Origin of the sequence: Oharaeibacter diazotrophicus, from assembly GCF_004362745.1 — a bacterium.
GTDB classification, from domain to species: Bacteria; Pseudomonadota; Alphaproteobacteria; order Rhizobiales; family Pleomorphomonadaceae; genus Oharaeibacter; species Oharaeibacter diazotrophicus.
The window spans coordinates 311,463-328,071 of the sequence record NZ_SNXY01000008.1 but is presented as its reverse complement, the minus strand read 5'-3'; the positions used below and the strand labels follow the sequence as shown (position 1 = coordinate 328,071).

The following is a 16,609-nucleotide window of genomic DNA, read 5'->3' as shown; positions in this document are numbered from 1 at the left end:
CCGAGCTGAAATAAACCTTCGATGAAATACGGACTGCATTGCGGTCGACTTGCTCCGTAAGAACATTCGTCACCGTCCGGGTCGAGCATGGCGGCCGACCGATCGCCGCCTCGGGAGCGGGGACGGGACGCCGCCGGGGAGAGGAACGATGAAGGCGAGCTTGGGAATGATCGCGACCGCCGTCGCGCTGATGGCCACGGCCGGTCCGGCCGCGGCCTACGACAAGGCCTTCCTGAACGGCACGACGCCCTATGTCGACTCCAAGGGCCGCCTCGTCTTCGACGGCATGCGCGTGCTCGGCGACGGGCTGACGCTGAAGGACGCCGTCAGGGCGGTCTATCGCCTGGATCCCGTCACGCTCGACTTCTCGCTGCTGTCGGCCACCGTCTACAAGGACGTCGGCGTGTTCTCGGCCGAGCACATGGCCAAGGACGTCGAGCCGCGCCAGCCCACGTTCCGGACCGGCGGGCGCGACAACGATCCCGCCTACACCTACACCTTCGAGGCCGGCGAGGCGCCGGTCCGCATGGTCTATCGCCTGAAGGCGGGCCATTCGATGAGCTGGATCGTCTGGAACCAGACCGCGCCTTACACGCTGCGCTTCACCGGTCCGGGACAGAGCTACGTCTTCACCGGCGAGGCGAGCCAGGGCGTCATCGTCGGCGCCCTGCCGATCCTGATCGACGGCACCTACACCTTCACGATCGCCAAGGCCGGAGCGATCCCGGTTACCTTCGACATCCAGAGCTACAATGCCAACGCACGCGCGATGATCCGGCTCGTCGACGGGACCGTCATCGACGAGACCTTCAGGGTCAACCTGAAGGACTACGCCAAGTTCGTCGTCGGCATGAAGGCGGGACAGACCCTCGCCCTCGACAAGCCGACTTCCGACGACATCCGAATCAAGCTGGTCGACCGCTTCGGCTCGATCATCCAGAACAGCACCGGCCTGCCGCTGATCTTCACCGCGCCGCGGGCCGGCGACTACTACGTCTTCGTCGACAACATCCGCGGCTGGGGCGGCAGCTACACCGCCACCGTCCGCCTGACCTCCCCGTCGACCGCCGCGGCGGGCGTCGCCGGATCCGTCGGGCTGGATCCGGCGTCCCCTATGCCGGTCGGCGCGATGCGCTGAAGCGGCGAGCCGTCGGCCGTCGGGATCCGACGGCCGGCATCCCGTGCCGCGAAGGGCCGGCCCTCAGCGCCTGCTCGCCTCGAGCACGTCCTCGAAGGAGACTAGCCCGGTCCGCGGCGCGTTGACCAGCACGGCCATGTTGCCGGGGGCGTGCTGGTTCTTCCACATCTTCATGTGCGCGGCCGGGATCTGGTCCCAGGCGAACACCTCGGACATGCACGGGTCGACGCGGCGGTTCAGCACGAAGCGGTTGGCCTCGCTCGCCTGCTTCAGGTGGGCGAAATGCGAGCCCTGGATGCGCTTCTGGTGCATCCAGACGTAGCGGGCGTCGAAGGTGATGTTGAAGCCGGAGGTGCCGGCGCAGAACACCACCATGCCGCCGCGCTTGACCACGAAGGACGACACCGGGAAGGTCGCCTCGCCGGGGTGCTCGAACACGATGTCGACGTTGTTGCCCTTGCCGGTGACGTCCCAGATCGCCTTGCCGAACTTGCGCGCCTCGTTGAACCAGGTGTCGTATTCCGGCGAGCCGACCTTGGGCAGTTGGCCCCAGCAGGCGAAGTCCTTGCGGTTGATCACGCCCTTGGCGCCGAGGCTCATGACGTAGTCGCGCTTGGACTCGTCGGAGATCACGCCGATGGCGTTGGCGCCGACGGCGGCGCAGATCTGCACCGCGAACACGCCGAGGCCGCCGGACGCGCCCCAGACCAGCACGTTCTGGCCCGGCTTCAGCGTGTGCGGCTGATGGCCGTAGAGCATGCGGTAGGCGGTCGCCAGCGTCAGCATGTAGGAGGCGCTCTCCTCCCAGGTCAGGTGCTGCGGGCGCGGCAGCAGCTGGCGGCTCTGCACCCGGCAGAACTGGGCGAACGAGCCGTCGGCGGTCTCGTAGCCCCAGATCCGCTGCGACGGCGACAGCATCGGGTCGCCGCCATTGCACTCCTCGTCGTCGCCTTCGTCCTGATTGCAGTGGACGACGACCTCGTCGCCGACCTTCCAGCGCGTCACCTTCGAGCCGACCGCCCAGACGATGCCGGACGCGTCGGACCCGGCGACATGGAACGGCTGCTTGTGGCCGTCGAAGGGTGAGATCGGCTTGCCGAGCGAGGCCCAGACGCCGTTGTAGTTGACGCCGGCGGCCATCACGAGCACCAGCACGTCGTGGCTGTCGAGCTTCCAGGTCGGCACGACCTCGAGCTGCATGGCGGTGTCGGGCGGGCCGTGGCGGTCCTTGCGGATCGCCCAGGCCCACATCTTCTCCGGCACGTGGCCGAGCGGGGGGATCTCGCCGATGTCGTAGAGATCCTTGAGGGGGGCGCCTTCGGCGGGCGTGGGCAGCGCGCTCATCGGAATGTTCCTTTCCTCTGTCCGGTCCCGTGGGTCGTGGCCTGCCCCGGGTTCCGCCCCGCCGCCGTCCACGGCGGGGTCCATGTTGCAGTGCCGAGATCATCGACGAGCCTTGCCCGGCGGGCCAATAAGACCTTCGATGATGCGCCCGGGGCCGGGCTTCGACTTTCGGTCGGCCGTCGTCGCCCTGGATGCCCCAAGATGCGCCCGACCGCCCGTCAGAATTTCCTCGGGCCCTGCAAAGCCGATCTTTTCCCCGGAGGTTCCCTCGCCGCCCCGACCGCGACGCGGAGACGCAGGCCGGACCGGCGCGACCTTTGGCTGACTTACCGCACCGCGGCGAACCGTTATGATCCCGCCGCCCGGAGCCCGAGGGTCCGGCGCGCTTTGCGGGGACGGCGGAGGAAGACGATGACGGACGACAACGCGAACGGCCGTTCGGGCGGCCCGCGGCGCGACCAGCCCTGGATCTTCCGCACCTATGCCGGCCATTCCACGGCCGCGGCGTCCAACGCGCTCTACCGCGGCAACCTCGCTAAGGGTCAGACCGGCCTGTCGGTCGCCTTCGACCTGCCGACCCAGACCGGCTACGACCCCGACGACGTGCTCGCCCGCGGCGAGGTCGGCAAGGTCGGCGTGCCCGTCGCCCATCTCGGCGACATGCGCCGCCTGTTCGCCGACATCCCGCTCGAGCGGATGAACACCTCCATGACGATCAACGCGACGGCCGCCTGGCTGCTCGCGCTCTACGTCGCCGCCGCCGACGAGCAGGGCGCCGACCGCGCCAAGCTCAACGGCACGACGCAGAACGACATCGTCAAGGAATACCTCTCCCGCGGCACCTACGTGTTCCCGCCGGCGCCCTCGCTCCGGCTGACCACCGACGTCATCGCCTGGACCTACCGGGCGATGCCGAAGTGGAACCCGATGAACGTGTGCTCCTACCACCTGCAGGAGGCCGGCGCGACGCCGGTGCAGGAGCTCGCCTTCGCGCTCGCCACCGCCTGCACCATCCTCGACGGCATGAAGGCCTCGGGCGCGATCCCGGAGGCCGAGTTCCCGGCCGCGGTGGCGCGGATCTCCTTCTTCGTCAACGCCGGCATGCGCTTCGTGACCGAGATCGCGAAGATGCGCGCCTTCACCGAGCTCTGGGACGAGATCCTGGAGACGCGCTACGGCGTCGAGGACCCCAAGCTGCGCCGCTTCCGCTACGGCGTCCAGGTCAACTCGCTCGGCCTCACCGAGCCGCAGCCGGAGAACAACGTCACCCGCATCCTGATCGAGATGCTGGCCGTCGTTCTCTCCAAGAACGCCCGCGCCCGCGCCGTGCAGCTGCCGGCCTGGAACGAGGCGCTCGGCCTGCCGCGTCCGTGGGACCAGCAGTGGTCGCTGCGCATGCAGCAGATCATGGCCTTCGAGACCGATCTGCTCGAATACGGCGACATCTTCGACGGCTCCACCGTGATGACCGCCAAGGTCGAGGCGCTGAAGGCCGAGGCGCGCGACGAACTCGCCCGCATCGCCGCCATGGGCGGCGCGGTCGCCGCCGTCGAGAGCGGCTACATGAAGCGCGCCCTGGTCGAGAGCAACACCCGCCGCCTCGCCGGCATCGAGGCCGGCGAGCAGGTCGTCGTCGGCGTCAACAAGTTCCGCGAGACCGAGGCCTCGCCGCTCGCCGCCGGGGCCGACGGCGGCATCCTGACCGTGCCCGAGCACGTCGAGGCCGAGGCGATCGAGGCGCTGAAGGCCTGGCGCGCCGCGCGCGACCAGAAGGCGGTCGACGCCGCGCTGGAGGAGCTCCGCCGCGCCGCCGCCGAGGGCCGCAACGTCATGGAGCCCTCGATCGCCGCCGCCAAGGCCGGCGTCACCACCGGCGAATGGGGCCGCACGCTGCGCGCCGTGTTCGGCGAGTACCGCGCCCCCACCGGCGTCGGCGCCGCCGCCTCGGCGTCGGCCGGCGAGATCGAGGCGGTGCGCGCCGCCGTCGACGACGTCTCCGCCGCCATGGGCCGCCGGCTCAAGTTCCTGGTCGGCAAGCCCGGCCTCGACGGCCATTCCAACGGCGCCGAGCAGATCGCCGTCCGCGCCCGCGACTGCGGCATGGAAGTGGTCTACGAGGGCATCCGCCTGACCCCGGCCGAGATCGTCAACGCCGCGCTCGAGGAGAGCGTACACGTCGTCGGCCTGTCGATCCTGTCCGGCAGCCACGTGCCGCTGGTGCGCGAGGTGATGGGCCGCATGCGCGACAACGGCCTCGACGACGTTCCCGTCGTCGTCGGCGGCATCATCCCGCCCGACGACGCCGAGACGCTCCGCGCCATGGGCGTCGCCGCCGTCTACACCCCCAAGGACTTCCAGCTCACCGACATCATGGCCGACATCGTCAGGATCGTGCGCGCGGGGACGAAGCAGGCGGCGTGAGGGGCTTCAGAGGAGCCGCAGGCCGAGATGCTCTGCGAAGGGCAGGAAGTCGCGGTCCTTCGTCAGCAGGTCGTGTCCGCCGTCCATGCAGAAGCTGGCGATGACGAGGTCCGGCAGCTTGCGCAAGGTAACGCCTTTTTCGCGCAGGAACCGATCGTTGCGCGCGGCCAGTACGGCGCCCCGCGCGTCCAGCATGGATCGCGTCTCGAAGGCCTCCAGCACGGCCGCGAGACGGGCGGCATGGCGGTCGCCGCGAGCGCCGCGCAGCAACTCGAGCAGGATGATGTCGCCGACCAGGACCTCGGTGGGGTCGGCGATGGCCCGGAAGGTCCGGACCGCCGGTTCGTCGCGACGGTCGTTGAAGTGGTCGATCCAGACCGAGCTGTCGACGACGATCATGGCGGCGGCAGACGGTCCCGGCCGAGCCGCATCTCCTCGAGACCGCCTTCCCAGCCGATCCCCGCGGAGTCGCGGAGGACGGTGCGCAAGTGTTCGGCGCGCACGATCCGCCGCAAAGCCTCCTCCACCGTCGCCTTCTTGGTGGGAAGCCCGGTGAGCCGCATGGCCTCGGCGATGAGATCGTCGTCGATGTCGATGTTGGTGCGCATGGGCGGAGCCGATGTGTATGGAAGTGGCGTAGTACACACATCGCCGCCGACCCGTGCAACGTCGCCCCGTCGCCCGCATTGCGGGCAGCGTCGGTCCGGGCCTATCTTTCACCTCGGGTGGGGGAGCGGCCGATGGGCTGGATCAGTGACGAGTGCCTCGACAAACTCTGCGGTCTGGTGACCGGCACGCTGCTGATCGGCGGCGGGCTGGCCGTCGGCGGCGGTCTGCTTCCGGTCGGCGTCGGTGTCGCCGAGGCGGCGGTCGGCGCCGTCGGCCTCGCCACCACCATGCTGCGCGGCCGCGGCAAGGACCCGCAGGCGGTTTACGCCCGCGCCCGCAAGGCCATTGCGGCAGGCGTGCGCCAGCAGCTCGACGCCGAACAGCCCGGCTGGGCCGAACAGGCCGATGCCGAGGCTGCCGTTCTGCGGCTCGCCGATGTCGCCGACCGGATCAGCTTCGAGGCGGGCGCGCTCGTCGCCCTGGACCTGAAGACCCAGGACATCGTCCGCTTCCTGATGCTCCGCGCCGCGGGGGTGGAGCCGCTGTTCCATCCCGAAACGGGCAACGACACCTATCGCACGATCCTCGCCGCCACCCTGCGCGAAACCTTCGCCACGCTCAGGGCCGACGCCGGCTTCTGGGAGAGCCTGCGCCCTGCGATCGACGAGGAGACCTTCGCGCGGCTGACGAGCCTGATCGAAGGGCAGACCGACATGCTCGGTCTCCTCCGCGACGTCGACGCCACGACGCGGCGCACCGAGATCAAGGTCGACGAACTGGTCGACCATCACCGCGCCGAGCGGGTCGAACGCGCGGAAGACCGCGCGATGCTGGCCGAGATCCTGGCGCGCATGCGTGCGCAGGACGCCCCGACACTGGCAGCGGCGGCCCAGGCCGGCATCCCCGAAGCGACCATCATCGAAATCGCCCGGCGCATCCTTCCGACTATCGAGGACTCCGACAGCGCCCTCCGCGAACTGGAGAAAGCCGTCGCGGTCGCGATCCGCGTCGCCGAGGAGGGGCGGCACGGCACCAACCTCGGTGCCTTCATCGACGACATCCTCGCGCGTGTCGCCGCGCTTTCCAGGGAAGCCCGCTTCGAAGCGGCGATCGAAGTCGCCGACGACGCCTTCGCGGCCTGGGAACACGAGGAAGTCACCCGCCGAGCCGAAGAAGAGGAGCGCCGTGCCCGCAGCCGCGAGGCTGGCACGCGCTTGCTCCGCGCCGCCTACGACCAGGCCGTTCTGGCGCGCGATGTTCGATCGGCGGCCGAGCGCTTGGTGCGCATCGTCGACCTCGAACACGCCGACCCGGAAAGCCGTCATCACGCCCTCCGTGCCGTCCAGGACGAAAACCATGTCGAGGGCCGGGATCGTGGCACCCGACTGCCACTGGAGATCTCGATCGAACTCGCCCGCATCGGCCTCGCCCGAGCCAGCAATCCCGACGAAAGAGGTGCAATGTGCAACGATCTCGGCACCGCGCTCGCGATCCTCGGTGCGCGTGAGGCGGGGACGGCGCGGCTCGATGAGGCGGTGGCGGCCTATCGGGCGGCGTTGGAGGAACGCTCGCGCGAGCGGGTGCCGCTCGACTGGGCGATGACGCTGAACAACCTCGGCAGCGCGCTCGCTATCCTCGGCGCGCGTGAGGCGGGGACGGCGCGGCTCGAGGAGGCGGTGGCGGCCTATCGGGCGGCGCTGGAGGAAAGGACGCGCGAGCGGGTGCCGCTCGACTGGGCGGCGACGCAGAACAACCTCGGCAACGCGCTAAGGACTCTCGGCGAGCGGGAGGCGGGGGCGGCGCGGGTCGAGGAGGCGGTGGCGGCCTACCGGGCGGCGCTGGAGGAACGGACGCGCGAGCGGGTGCCGCTCGATTGGGCGATGACGCTGAACAACCTCGGCAACGTGCTCGTGACCCTGGGCGAGCGGGAGGCGGGGACGGGAAGGCTCGAAGAGGCGGTGGCAGCCTATCGGGCGTCGCTGGAGGAGTTGACGCGCGAGCGGGTACCGTTCGCCTGGGCGACGACGCAGAACAACCTCGGTGACGCGCTCAGGTCCTTGGGCGAGCGGGAGGCGGGGACGGCGCGGCTCAAGGAGGCGGTGGCGGCCTTCCGGGCGGCCCTAGAGGTGCGCACGCGCGAGCGGATGCCGCTCTATTGGGCGGTGACGCAGCACAACCTTGCCTTAGCTTGTCTAAGATTCTTCGAGCGCACGAGGCGCCAGAATGATCTCGATGCCGCACTTACGGCTATGGAAAGAGCCCTTGAGGTCTTCCGCGGGGCACAGGTGTCCCACTATTTCGACCTCACCATCGCCCTTCGAGAGGCCATCCTCGCCGCCCGCGACAGTCCCCCGCCCGGCGCCAGCAACTGACCCGGGTTCGACACCCACCTACCCCTACTCCGCCGCCACCTTGCCCTCCCACGTCGGCTCGGCCCGGCCGATCGTGAACCCCACCACCGTCCGCCCGCCGCTCCGGTCGCGGGTCAGGTGGGTGCCGTAGGCGCCGAGGACGTCCTCGACGATGGCGAGGCCGAGGCCGCTGCCGTCGTGGTTGCGTTCGGGGGCGGCCGGGCGGTCGAAGCCGGGGCCGTCGTCGGCGACCTCGACGCGGACGAGGCCGGCGGTGGCGTCGACCACGGCGCGGACCGCGATCGCCGAGACCGCGAACTTGCGGGCGTTGTCGAGCAGGTTGCCGACGACCTCGCCGAGGTCGTCGCGGTCCATGCGGATGCGCAGCTCCGCGGGCACGTCGACGGAGAAGTCGATCCGGTCGGAGAAGGGCAGCCGGCGCACGGTGTCGACCAGCCGGTGCACGGTGAGGCCGAGTTCGGCGGCCCGGCCGGCGCCGAGGGCGCTGCCGCCGAGCGCCGAGCCGCGGATGCGGGCGCGGGCGAGCTCGCGCTCGACGTGGCGGCGCATGATCTCGACCTGCTCGCGCAGCACGCGGGCGCCGTCGGCGTCGCCGGCGTCGGCGAGCCGGCGCGATTCCAGCGTCAGGATGGTGAGCGGTGTCTTGAAGCCGTGGGCGAGGGCGCCGGCGCGGTCGCGGGCGCGGCCGATCAGCACGTCCTGGCGGTCGAGCAGGCGGTCGAGGTCGTCGGCGAGCGGCTGGATCTCGGACGGGAAGCCGGCGCCGAGCCGGTCGGTGCGGCCGGCGCGGATCGCCGCGATCCGCTCGCGCAGGGTCCGCAGGGGGGAGAGGCCGAGGTGAGCCTGCAGCAGCGCGCCGGCGAGCAGGGCGGCGGCGATCACCGACAGCGCCTTGACGAGGTCGGCGTCGAAGGACTCGCGCGCCGCCTGGATCTCGTCGTGGTCGAGCGCCACCGAGAGCGTCAACGGCACGTCCTCGCCGCCGGCGCCCACGAGCACGACCGGGCGCGAGACGACGTAGAATTCGCTGTCCGGCTCGAAGCCGTCGATCTCGAAGGCGGCGTCGGTCGGGGCGTCGGCGGGCGTCTCGAGGCGGCGGTCCCACAGCGAGCGCGAGCGCAACGGGGCGCCGCCGGCTGCCTCGACCTGCCAATAGGCGCCCGACAGCGGCCGGCCGTAGCGAGGATCCGCCGGGCTGCGGGCGAGCTCGGGCCGGCCCTCGGCGTCGAGCCGCAGCGAGCCGGCGAGCTCGGTCCAGCGGAACGACAGCTCGTCGGCGATGCGCCGCTCGATGTGCCGCTCGAACACCACCGACAGCGTGACGCCGGCGACGAGCAGCGTCAGGCCGATCGACAGCGCCGCCAAGAGCATCAGCCGCACCCGGAGCGAGCGCGGATCGAACGGCACGAGGCGCATCATCCCTCCATCAGGTAGCCCTGGCCGCGCCGGGTGGTGATCAGGTCGGGGCCGATCTTGCGCCGAATCCGGCCGATCAGCACCTCCAGCGCGTTGGAATCGGGCTCGCGGTCGGTCTCGTAGACGTGTTCGGACAGTTCGACCTGGCTGACCACCCGGCCGCGGTGGTGGGCGAGGTAGCGCACGAGGCGGAATTCCAGCGCCGACAGGTCGATCGAGCGGCCGTCGATCGAGGCGGTGCGCCGCCGGGTCTCCAGCGTCAGCCGCCCAACCTCGATCAGCGGCGAGGCGTGGCCGCCGGTGCGGCGCAGCACGGCGCCGAGCCGGGCGACCAGCTCCTCCATCTGGAACGGCTTCGGCAGGTAGTCGTCGGCGCCGGCGTCGATGCCCTCGACCCGCTCCATCCAGTTGCCGCGGGCGGTGAGCACGATCACCGGCAGCGTCGAGCCGCCGGCGCGGATCCGGCGCAGCACGGTGAGGCCGTCGAGGCGGGGCAGGCCGAGGTCGAGCACCATGGCGTCGAGATTCTCGGTGTCGGCCAGGAACCAGGCGTCCTCGCCGTTGTCGGTGACGTCGACGACATAGCCGACCTCGCGCAGCGCCGCCGCCACCTCGCGCGCGATCGCCGCCTCGTCCTCGACCACGAGGATGCGCATCAATACCCTCCCGCCGCCAGGATGCGGTTGTCGGCCGCGTCCACGAAGAGACGCACGAGGTGGCGCTGCTCGTCGAGCACGATCACCTCGTAGATCACCCGTCCCGTCCGGCGCCGCACCAGTTCGACGTCGATCGGCTCGCCGCGGCCGCTGCGGCGGATCATCCGCAGCACCTGCGACAACGGTACCATCTCGCCGCGCTCGACGGCGGCGCGCGCCTCGTCGTGGCCGAGCCGGATGCCGTCGCCGCGGCCGTTGCCGCCGCCTCCGCCGTGATCGTCGCCGTCGTCGTCGTGGTCGTCGCCGCCACGGCCGCCGCCGTCGTCGTTCCCCCCGCCGTGGCCGCCGCCGCCGCCGTCGCCACCGCCGCCGCCGCCGCCGTCGCCACCGTCGCTTCCGCCGCCACCGTCGCGGGCGCAGGCCGGCCCGGCGGCGAACGCCGTGGCGACGAGGAGCGCGACGAGGACGAGGGCGGGACGTGTCATGGCCGCGATCCTGCCACGGCGCCACTGACGGAATCCTGACCGTGGCCGCCGTTTTCCGCCGGCACTCGTCCGCGGGGCGCCGGAAAGGCTATCCTCCGGGCGAATCGGGGACGCGGGACGGGAGCCTTGGCCATGGTACGGATCGTCGCCGGCCTGTTCGCGCTGCTCGCGATCCTCGTGGTCGCCGTCTTGGCGGTGCCTTTCGTGGTGCCGGCCGACTGGATCCGCGCCCAGGTGGTGGCGGCGGTCGAGGGCGCCACCGGCTTCCGCCTCGCGCTCGACGGTCCGGTCTCCTTCACGCTGGTGCCCGAGCCGGCCCTCGAGGCGGTCGACGTTGGCGTCGCCGCCGGCGACGCGCCGGAGTTCGCCCGCGTCGGCACCGTCCGCTTCGGCCTCGCGCTCGCCCCGCTCATCGACCGCCGCGTCGAGGTCACGGGGCTGACGCTGCAGAGCCCGCGCCTCGTCCTCACCGTCGATGCCGACGGCCACCGCAACTGGGTCCCGGCCATGGCGGCCGGGAAGGCCGCGGCGCCGTCGGCCGAACCGGCAGCGTCCGGCGGCGGCTTCGCGCTCTCCGTCGCGCGCTTCGCCGTCGAGGACGGCTCGGTGAGCTGGACCGACGAGCGCTCCGGCGTCTCCGAGGTGGTCGAGCGCATCGCGGTCGAGACCGCGCTCGCCGACCTCGCCGCACCGCTGACCGCCCGCGGCGGCCTCGCGCTCCGCGGCGTGCCGCTCGCCTTCGACGCGACCCTCGCCTCGCCGGCGACGCTGATCGCCGGCGGCAGCGCCGACGTCCGGCTCGCGCTCTCGGCCGAGGCGCTCGTGGTCGGCTTCGACGGCGTGGTCGACGCCCGCGCCGCCACCGCCCGCGGCCGTCTGACCGCCGGCTCCGACGACCTGATCGGCTTCGCCGCGCTGGCCGGCCTGCCGAAGCCGCCGTTCCGCGCGCTCGACGTCTCCGGCGACGTCGCGGCCGGTGCCGACCGCGTCGACCTCGGCGGGCTGAAGGCGGAGATCGACGGCATCGCCGTCACCGGCGGCGTCTCGGTGGCGCTGCCGGCCGGGGCGCGGCCCCGGATCGACGCGCGCCTCGCCGTGCCGGACCTCGACCTCGACCGCGCCGCCGACCGCTTCGCGGACGCCCGCGAGGAGGATGGCCGCGCCGCGCCGGGCGGCGATCCCCGCCTCGATCCCGCCGTGCTCGGCGTGGTCGACGGCGGCCTCGACCTCACCGTCGGCGCGATCCGCGGCGCGGCGCTCGGCGACGCCGGTACGCTCGACGGCCTCCACCTCGTCGTCGTCGCCGAGGGCGGCGCCGCGACCGCGGTGCTCGACGGCGTCCGCCTCGCCGGCGGCAGCCTCGCGCTGCGGGTTAAGGCGCGGCCGGACGGTGAACGCCTGCGCCTCGACGGCAGCGTCGCCGCCAAGGGCTTCGACGTCGGCGCCCTCGCCCGTCTCGCCGGTGCCGGTTCCCCGCTCGCCGGCAAACTCGGCGCCGACCTCGCCTTCGCCGCCGCCGGCCGCACCGCCTCCGCCCTCGCCGAGAGTCTCGACGCCTCCGGCACGGTGACGCTCGCCGGGGGCAGCTTCGCCGGCACCGGCCTCGCCGGCCTGTTCGGCGACCCCGCCGCCGACCGCGCCGAGGCGATCGCGGTCAAGGCCACCATCGCCTCGCTCGGCAAGCCGGTGCGTGCCGAGGGCACGCTCGGTTTAGCCGGCCGGCCCTTCGGTTTCGACGCCACCGTCGACGCCCGCCGTGTGCTCGACGGCCACGCCTTTCCGCTCGCGGTCCGCGTCACTGGCGGCAAGGTCGGGCTCGGCTTCGACGGCGACGTGCTGCCCGCCGAGGGCGCCGCCTCGGGCCGGATCGAGCTCCGCGCCCCCTCGCTCGGCGCCCTCGCCGCCGTGCTCGGTCGGCCCGCCGAGGGCCTGCCCGCCGGTGCTCTCGCCGTCACCGCCGCGATCGACGCCTCGGCGCGCTCGGTCGCGGTCGACGGCCTCCAGGTGAAGCTCGGCGACGGCGGCTTTTCCGGCGACGTCTCGCTCGACTTCGGCGCTCGTCCGCGGGTGGGTGCCCGGCTGCGCGGACCGCTCATCGACATCGGCGGCATGATCGCGGGCGCCGCGGGCGCCGCCGGCCCCGGCGCTCCCACCGCGGCGACCGCGGCGGACTGGAGCGACGCCCCGCTCGGCCTCGAGGGTCTGCGCGCCTTCGACGCCGACGTCTCCCTCTCTGCCGACGCCCTGCGCTACGGCGCGCTGACCAGCGGCCCCGCCGAGGCGCGGATCACCGTCGCCGGCGGCAAGCTCGCGGTCGACCTGCCGTCGGTGGCGCTGCACCGCGGCACCTTGACCGGTCGCGTCGGCGTCGACGCCACGGACGCTGCCGCCGCGGTCGACGTCGCGGTGCGTCTGGAGCGGGTCGACCTTGCGCCCGTGCTCGCCGCCACCCTCGGCACCGGCCGGATCGGCGGCCGCGCCTCGGCCGATCTTTCGATCCGCGGCACCGGCGGCTCGGTGCGGGCGCTGATGCGCGATCTCGCCGGCACCGCGTCGGTGCGGGTCGAGGGCGGCGCGCTGCTCGGCATCGACGTGCGCGCACTGCTCGCCTCGGCGGCGAGCGCGATCGTGAACGGCCTCGGCGCCTCGCCCGACGCGAGCACCCCCTTCACCACCCTCGCCGCCAGCTTCGACGTCGCGCGCGGCGTCGCCACCACCGCCGACCTCGCCCTCGACGCGCCGGCGCTGACCGCGCGCGGCGCCGGCCGCATCGACATCGGCGGCAAGGCGCTGGCGCTGACCGTGACGCCGAAGCTGACGGCACCCGGTGGCGGCGACGCGCTCTCCTTCGAGGTCCCGGTGGTGATCGAGGGGCCCTGGGCGTCCCCGCGCATCTATCCCGACGTCGCCGACATCCTGTCCGATCCCGCGGCGGCCTATGCCAAGCTGTCGCGCATGGGCGGCGCCTTCGCGGCGCTCGCGGGCGCCGGGGTCGGCGCAGGCGGAGCGGGCGATCTCGGCGCGGTGTTCGACCGGTTGGCGCCCGGCCTCGGCGGCGCGCTCGCCGGCGGTGCGGGCGGTTCGGGGGTGGTCGCGCCCGATCTCGGCGCGCTCCTGCCCGGCGGCACCGGCGCGGCCGGCGACGTCGGTCTCGACGACCTGCTCGGCGCCCTCGGCGGCGCCGCGCCGCCGATCCCGACCGGCGACCCTGCGCCCCTCCGGCCGAACGATCCGGGTGCGGCCGATCCCGGCCCGATCGATCCGGGCGTGGCCGAACCGAGGCCGATCGAGCCCGGCGTGGTCGATCCCGGTCCCGGCGATCCGGGCTCCGTTCCCGGCGGCGACGCCGTGGCCGGCGATTCCGGCCCCGCGGTGGTCGGCGGCATTCCGGTCCCGCGTCCCCGCCCCGGCCCGCGCCCGCCGGTCGACGACGCCGTCCCGGGCGGCGACGTCGGCAATCCCGCGCCGAACGACGACGTGCCGCTTCCCGGCAACGATCAGCCGCGCCCGGAAAAGCCGCAGAAGCCGGCCAAGCCGCAGAAACCGGGGAAGCCCGTGCCCGACGACGGAGCGCCGCAGCCGAACGACGTCGTTCCACTCCCCGGGGGCGAACAGCCGCGCCCGGAGAAGCCGCAGAAGCCCGGCAAGCCGCAGAAGCCGGGGAAGCCCGCGCCCGACGACGGGGCGCCGCAGCCGAACGACGTCGCGCCGCTCCCGGCGGGCGAAGAGCCGCGCCCGGAGAAGCCGCAGAAGCCGGTCAAGCCTGCTCCCGAAACACCCGACGACGGCGCTCCGACACCGAACGACGGCGGATCGGCGCCCGGGAACGATCAGCCGCGTCCGGAAAAGCCGCAGAAGCCGGCCAAGCCGCAGAAGCCGGGGAAGCCTGCGCCCGATGCCGCCGAACCGGCGCCGAACGACGGGGCGGCCGCGCCCGGCGACGACCAGCCGCCGGCGGAGAAGCCGCAGAAACCCCGCAAGCCGAAGCCGGCCGTGCCCGCCGCGGCCGACCCTGCCTCCGAACCGGCCGTCCCCGCCGAAGCGGCGCCGGCCGCAGGCTCAGCCGCGCCCGCGCCGGCTCCCGCCGACGACTGCGCCGGCGATCCGGCCCGGCGCTGCGGCGACGCGGTCGACCCGCTGCAGCAGCTGATCGACGGTGCCGCCGGGCAGTAGCGGCGCGCCGTGGAATCCGCGCGTCGACCGTGGGGCCGGCGGCGGCGGGCGCCCGCCGGAGGATAGGCACCTCGCGGGACCCCGTCGCGGGGAGCCGTCCGGGGTGGACGTCAGGCCGTGGCGATCTGCTCGGCGACGACGCGGGCGACCGCCGAGGGCACCTCGAGATGCGGCATGTGGCCGACGCCGGCGAAGCGGTGCACCGCGATCGCGCCGGCGAGGCCCTCGGACTGGCGCACCGGCAGCACCCGGTCGTCCTCGCCCCAGATCACCCGCACCGGCGCCGTCAGCGCGCCGATGCCGTCGCGGTCGACGGTGCGCTGGCCCTCGCCGTCGAGGATCGCCTCGGCAACGGTTGTCAACGCCTCGATCCGGCCGGGTTCGTCGCGGCCGAGCGCGATCTGCGCCGCCATCCGCCGCGGCAGACGGGCGGAATAGCCGAAGAACTGTTCGAGCAGCGGCGCGATCTCGCTCTCCGCGCGCGCGGCGGCGAAGCGGCGGAGCAGGCGGTGGTTGATGTCGCGGCCGAAGCCGCCGGGGGCGACCAGGGTGAGGCTGGCGATCCGCCCGGGGTCGCGCAGCGCGATCAGCGCGGCGACGGCGCCGCCCATCGAGTGGCCGACGAGGTGCACGGCCGGCAGGTCGAGGGCGTCGAGGCTGGCGGTCACCGCCTTGGCCGCGAGACCGGCGTGCCCGATCTCCGGCCAGGCGAGGGCCCGGCCGTGGCCGGGCAGGTCGAAGGCGATCGAGCGGCGGCGGCGCTCGAGCGCCAGCTGGACGCTGGTCCAGCCGAGCGCGTCGCCGGCGAAGCCGTGCAGCAGCACGACGGGCGGCCGCCCGTCGGCCTCGCCGCGGACGGTGTGGGGCAGGGGCGTCGACATCGCCGCCTCCTACCAGGATCCGCCGGCCGCCGCGAGGGGCCGGATCACGGCGCGTCGCCGCGCGCCGCCGCCTCGCGGGCGCGGGCGATCAGCGCCTCGGCGAGGCCGTCGCCGGAGGCCCAGGCGGATTCGGCGCGGGGCGCGATCGCCCAGTCGCCGCAGGCGCCGATCCGGCCGTCGGGCGAGAGCAGGAAGGTCTCGCCGACCGCCTTCTCGACCAGCGCGAAGCGCCAGCGGTGCGCCTCGGTCTCCACCGGTTCGGGCATGTCGCCGAGCGCGGCCGCGAGCATCGGCAGCAGCGCCGCCACCACCTCCTCCTCGCTCGCCTCGATCCGCGCGGCGGACCAGACCGGATCGGCCTGCGCCACCCAGACTTCGCCCGAACGGCCGGGCTTCGACGCGGAGCGGGCGGTCCACGCCAGCGCCTCGACGTTGCGGACCACGTCGAAGCCGGGATCGACCGGGCGGTCGAAGCCGGCGAGCAGCGTCCAGCACGGCGCCATCCGGACCTCGGCGATGCGGTCGAACGGCGCACCGAACGGGGCGGTGAGTTCGAGCGCCGGCGGCGCGTGGGTCGCCACCACCACGTGGGCGAACGGGCCGGCGTCGCCGCCCTGCTCGAACACCAGGTGCAGTCCGGCGGCCTCGTCGTCGCGGATCGCGGCGACCGTCCGCCCCGTCGTCACCGCGAAGCCGTCGATCAGCGCGGCGGGCAGGTCGTTCATGCCGGGCACGCCGACCAGCCAGTCATCCTCGCCGTCCTTGCCGCGCGGATGCCAGGCGGCGAGCACGCCCTCGGCGCGCGCCCGCGCGGCCCAGGCCTTGAAGCCGGGCTCGCGGGCGGTGAGATACTGGGCGCCGTGGTCGGCGGCGCCGACGCCCGTCCGCCGCGTCGCCAGCCGGCCGCCGGGCCGGTCGGCGCGCTCGAACACGGACACCACCGCGCCGGCCTTGGCGAGACGACGGGCGGCGGCGAGACCGGCGAGGCCGGCGCCGACCACGGCGACGGCGACGCCGTCGAGGGGCGGCAGGTCGGGATCGGTCATCTCATCTCTCCGTGACGCCGGGCGAGCCGGCTCGGGCGGGTGGATCATAGGCCTTCCGGCGCGCCGGA

The 16,609-nt window shown here is 73.5% G+C and carries 12 protein-coding genes; 4 read left to right on the top strand and 8 right to left on the bottom strand.

Annotated features, from left to right (window positions below; genetic code table 11):
- The first annotated feature begins 166 nt into the window (after positions 1-166).
- Positions 167-1,138 (top strand): hypothetical protein, encoded by a 972-nt coding sequence (locus EDD54_RS13870; RefSeq protein WP_126540132.1) that lies wholly within the window; start codon positions 167-169, stop codon positions 1,136-1,138.
- 63 nt (positions 1,139-1,201) lie between these two features.
- Here the strand turns inward: EDD54_RS13870 and ccrA are convergent, their stop codons facing one another.
- Positions 1,202-2,482 carry a crotonyl-CoA carboxylase/reductase gene (gene ccrA, locus EDD54_RS13865; protein ID WP_126540130.1) on the bottom strand — a complete coding sequence of 427 codons (1,281 nt, stop codon included), beginning with the start codon at positions 2,480-2,482 and terminating at the stop codon, positions 1,202-1,204.
- A gap of 411 nt (positions 2,483-2,893) precedes the next feature.
- Here ccrA and EDD54_RS13860 point away from each other — a divergent pair, with 411 nt between their 5' ends.
- Entirely contained in the window at positions 2,894-4,903 is a 2,010-nt protein-coding gene (locus tag EDD54_RS13860; protein ID WP_126540128.1) for a protein meaA, read from the top strand.
- 6 nt (positions 4,904-4,909) lie between these two features.
- On the opposite strand, the gene vapC is transcribed toward EDD54_RS13860, so the two are convergent.
- Positions 4,910-5,302 carry a type II toxin-antitoxin system VapC family toxin gene (gene vapC, locus EDD54_RS13855; protein WP_126540126.1) on the bottom strand — a complete coding sequence of 131 codons (393 nt, stop codon included), beginning with the start codon at positions 5,300-5,302 and terminating at the stop codon, positions 4,910-4,912.
- Positions 5,299-5,511, bottom strand: coding sequence for a type II toxin-antitoxin system VapB family antitoxin (locus EDD54_RS13850; RefSeq protein ID WP_126540124.1), 213 nt, complete (start codon positions 5,509-5,511; stop codon positions 5,299-5,301). Before EDD54_RS13850 ends, vapC begins: the two co-directional genes overlap by 4 nt.
- A gap of 132 nt (positions 5,512-5,643) precedes the next feature.
- Between EDD54_RS13850 and EDD54_RS23665 the strand changes: the two genes are divergently transcribed.
- The gene (locus tag EDD54_RS23665; protein WP_281010176.1) at positions 5,644-7,884 is read left to right on the top strand and encodes a tetratricopeptide repeat protein; all 2,241 of its coding nucleotides are present in this window, start codon (positions 5,644-5,646) and stop codon (positions 7,882-7,884) included.
- 24 nt (positions 7,885-7,908) lie between these two features.
- Here the strand turns inward: EDD54_RS23665 and EDD54_RS13840 are convergent, their stop codons facing one another.
- Genes EDD54_RS13840 through EDD54_RS23230 form a run of 3 tightly spaced genes read right to left on the bottom strand, consistent with a single transcriptional unit; the run spans position 7,909 to position 10,441 of the window.
- Complete coding sequence (locus tag EDD54_RS13840; protein WP_133674007.1) at positions 7,909-9,300, bottom strand: sensor histidine kinase; 1,392 nt, start codon at positions 9,298-9,300, stop codon at positions 7,909-7,911.
- Entirely contained in the window at positions 9,300-9,956 is a 657-nt protein-coding gene (locus tag EDD54_RS13835) for a response regulator transcription factor (RefSeq protein ID WP_126540120.1), read from the bottom strand. Before EDD54_RS13835 ends, EDD54_RS13840 begins: the two co-directional genes overlap by 1 nt.
- A complete protein-coding gene (locus EDD54_RS23230) occupies positions 9,956-10,441 on the bottom strand; it encodes a PepSY domain-containing protein (RefSeq protein ID WP_208112198.1) in 486 nt (161 codons plus the stop codon). The genes EDD54_RS13835 and EDD54_RS23230 overlap by 1 nt, the downstream gene beginning before the upstream one ends.
- Positions 10,442-10,573: 132 nt before the next feature.
- On the opposite strand from EDD54_RS23230, the gene EDD54_RS13825 reads away from it, so the two are divergent.
- Positions 10,574-14,614, top strand: coding sequence for an AsmA family protein (locus tag EDD54_RS13825; protein ID WP_126540118.1), 4,041 nt, complete (start codon positions 10,574-10,576; stop codon positions 14,612-14,614).
- 110 nt (positions 14,615-14,724) lie between these two features.
- Here EDD54_RS13825 and EDD54_RS13820 read toward each other — a convergent pair whose 3' ends face one another.
- On the bottom strand, positions 14,725-15,495 hold the full coding sequence (locus EDD54_RS13820; RefSeq protein WP_126540116.1) for an alpha/beta fold hydrolase: 771 nt from the start codon (positions 15,493-15,495) through the stop codon (positions 14,725-14,727).
- A 44-nt stretch (positions 15,496-15,539) separates the two neighbouring features.
- Positions 15,540-16,541, bottom strand: a complete 1,002-nt coding sequence (locus tag EDD54_RS13815) for an NAD(P)/FAD-dependent oxidoreductase (protein WP_208112197.1) — start codon at positions 16,539-16,541, stop codon at positions 15,540-15,542.
- Positions 16,542-16,609 lie beyond the last annotated feature (68 nt).

What these genes read in the sequence shown, in the direction of transcription:
- EDD54_RS13815 (WP_208112197.1), bottom strand. Translation starts at nt 16,541, where the DNA reads ATGACCGATCCCGACCTGCCGCCCCTCGACGGCGTCGCCGTCGCCGTG.
- EDD54_RS13835 (WP_126540120.1), bottom strand. Translation starts at nt 9,956, where the DNA reads ATGCGCATCCTCGTGGTCGAGGACGAGGCGGCGATCGCGCGCGAGGTG.
- EDD54_RS13860 (WP_126540128.1), top strand. Translation starts at nt 2,894, where the DNA reads ATGACGGACGACAACGCGAACGGCCGTTCGGGCGGCCCGCGGCGCGAC.
- EDD54_RS13820 (WP_126540116.1), bottom strand. Translation starts at nt 15,495, where the DNA reads ATGTCGACGCCCCTGCCCCACACCGTCCGCGGCGAGGCCGACGGGCGG.
- EDD54_RS13850 (WP_126540124.1), bottom strand. Translation starts at nt 5,511, where the DNA reads ATGCGCACCAACATCGACATCGACGACGATCTCATCGCCGAGGCCATG.
- EDD54_RS23665 (WP_281010176.1), top strand. Translation starts at nt 5,644, where the DNA reads ATGGGCTGGATCAGTGACGAGTGCCTCGACAAACTCTGCGGTCTGGTG.
- EDD54_RS23230 (WP_208112198.1), bottom strand. Translation starts at nt 10,441, where the DNA reads ATGACACGTCCCGCCCTCGTCCTCGTCGCGCTCCTCGTCGCCACGGCG.
- EDD54_RS13825 (WP_126540118.1), top strand. Translation starts at nt 10,574, where the DNA reads ATGGTACGGATCGTCGCCGGCCTGTTCGCGCTGCTCGCGATCCTCGTG.
- ccrA (WP_126540130.1), bottom strand. Translation starts at nt 2,482, where the DNA reads ATGAGCGCGCTGCCCACGCCCGCCGAAGGCGCCCCCCTCAAGGATCTC.
- EDD54_RS13840 (WP_133674007.1), bottom strand. Translation starts at nt 9,300, where the DNA reads ATGCGCCTCGTGCCGTTCGATCCGCGCTCGCTCCGGGTGCGGCTGATG.
- EDD54_RS13870 (WP_126540132.1), top strand. Translation starts at nt 167, where the DNA reads ATGATCGCGACCGCCGTCGCGCTGATGGCCACGGCCGGTCCGGCCGCG.
- vapC (WP_126540126.1), bottom strand. Translation starts at nt 5,302, where the DNA reads ATGATCGTCGTCGACAGCTCGGTCTGGATCGACCACTTCAACGACCGT.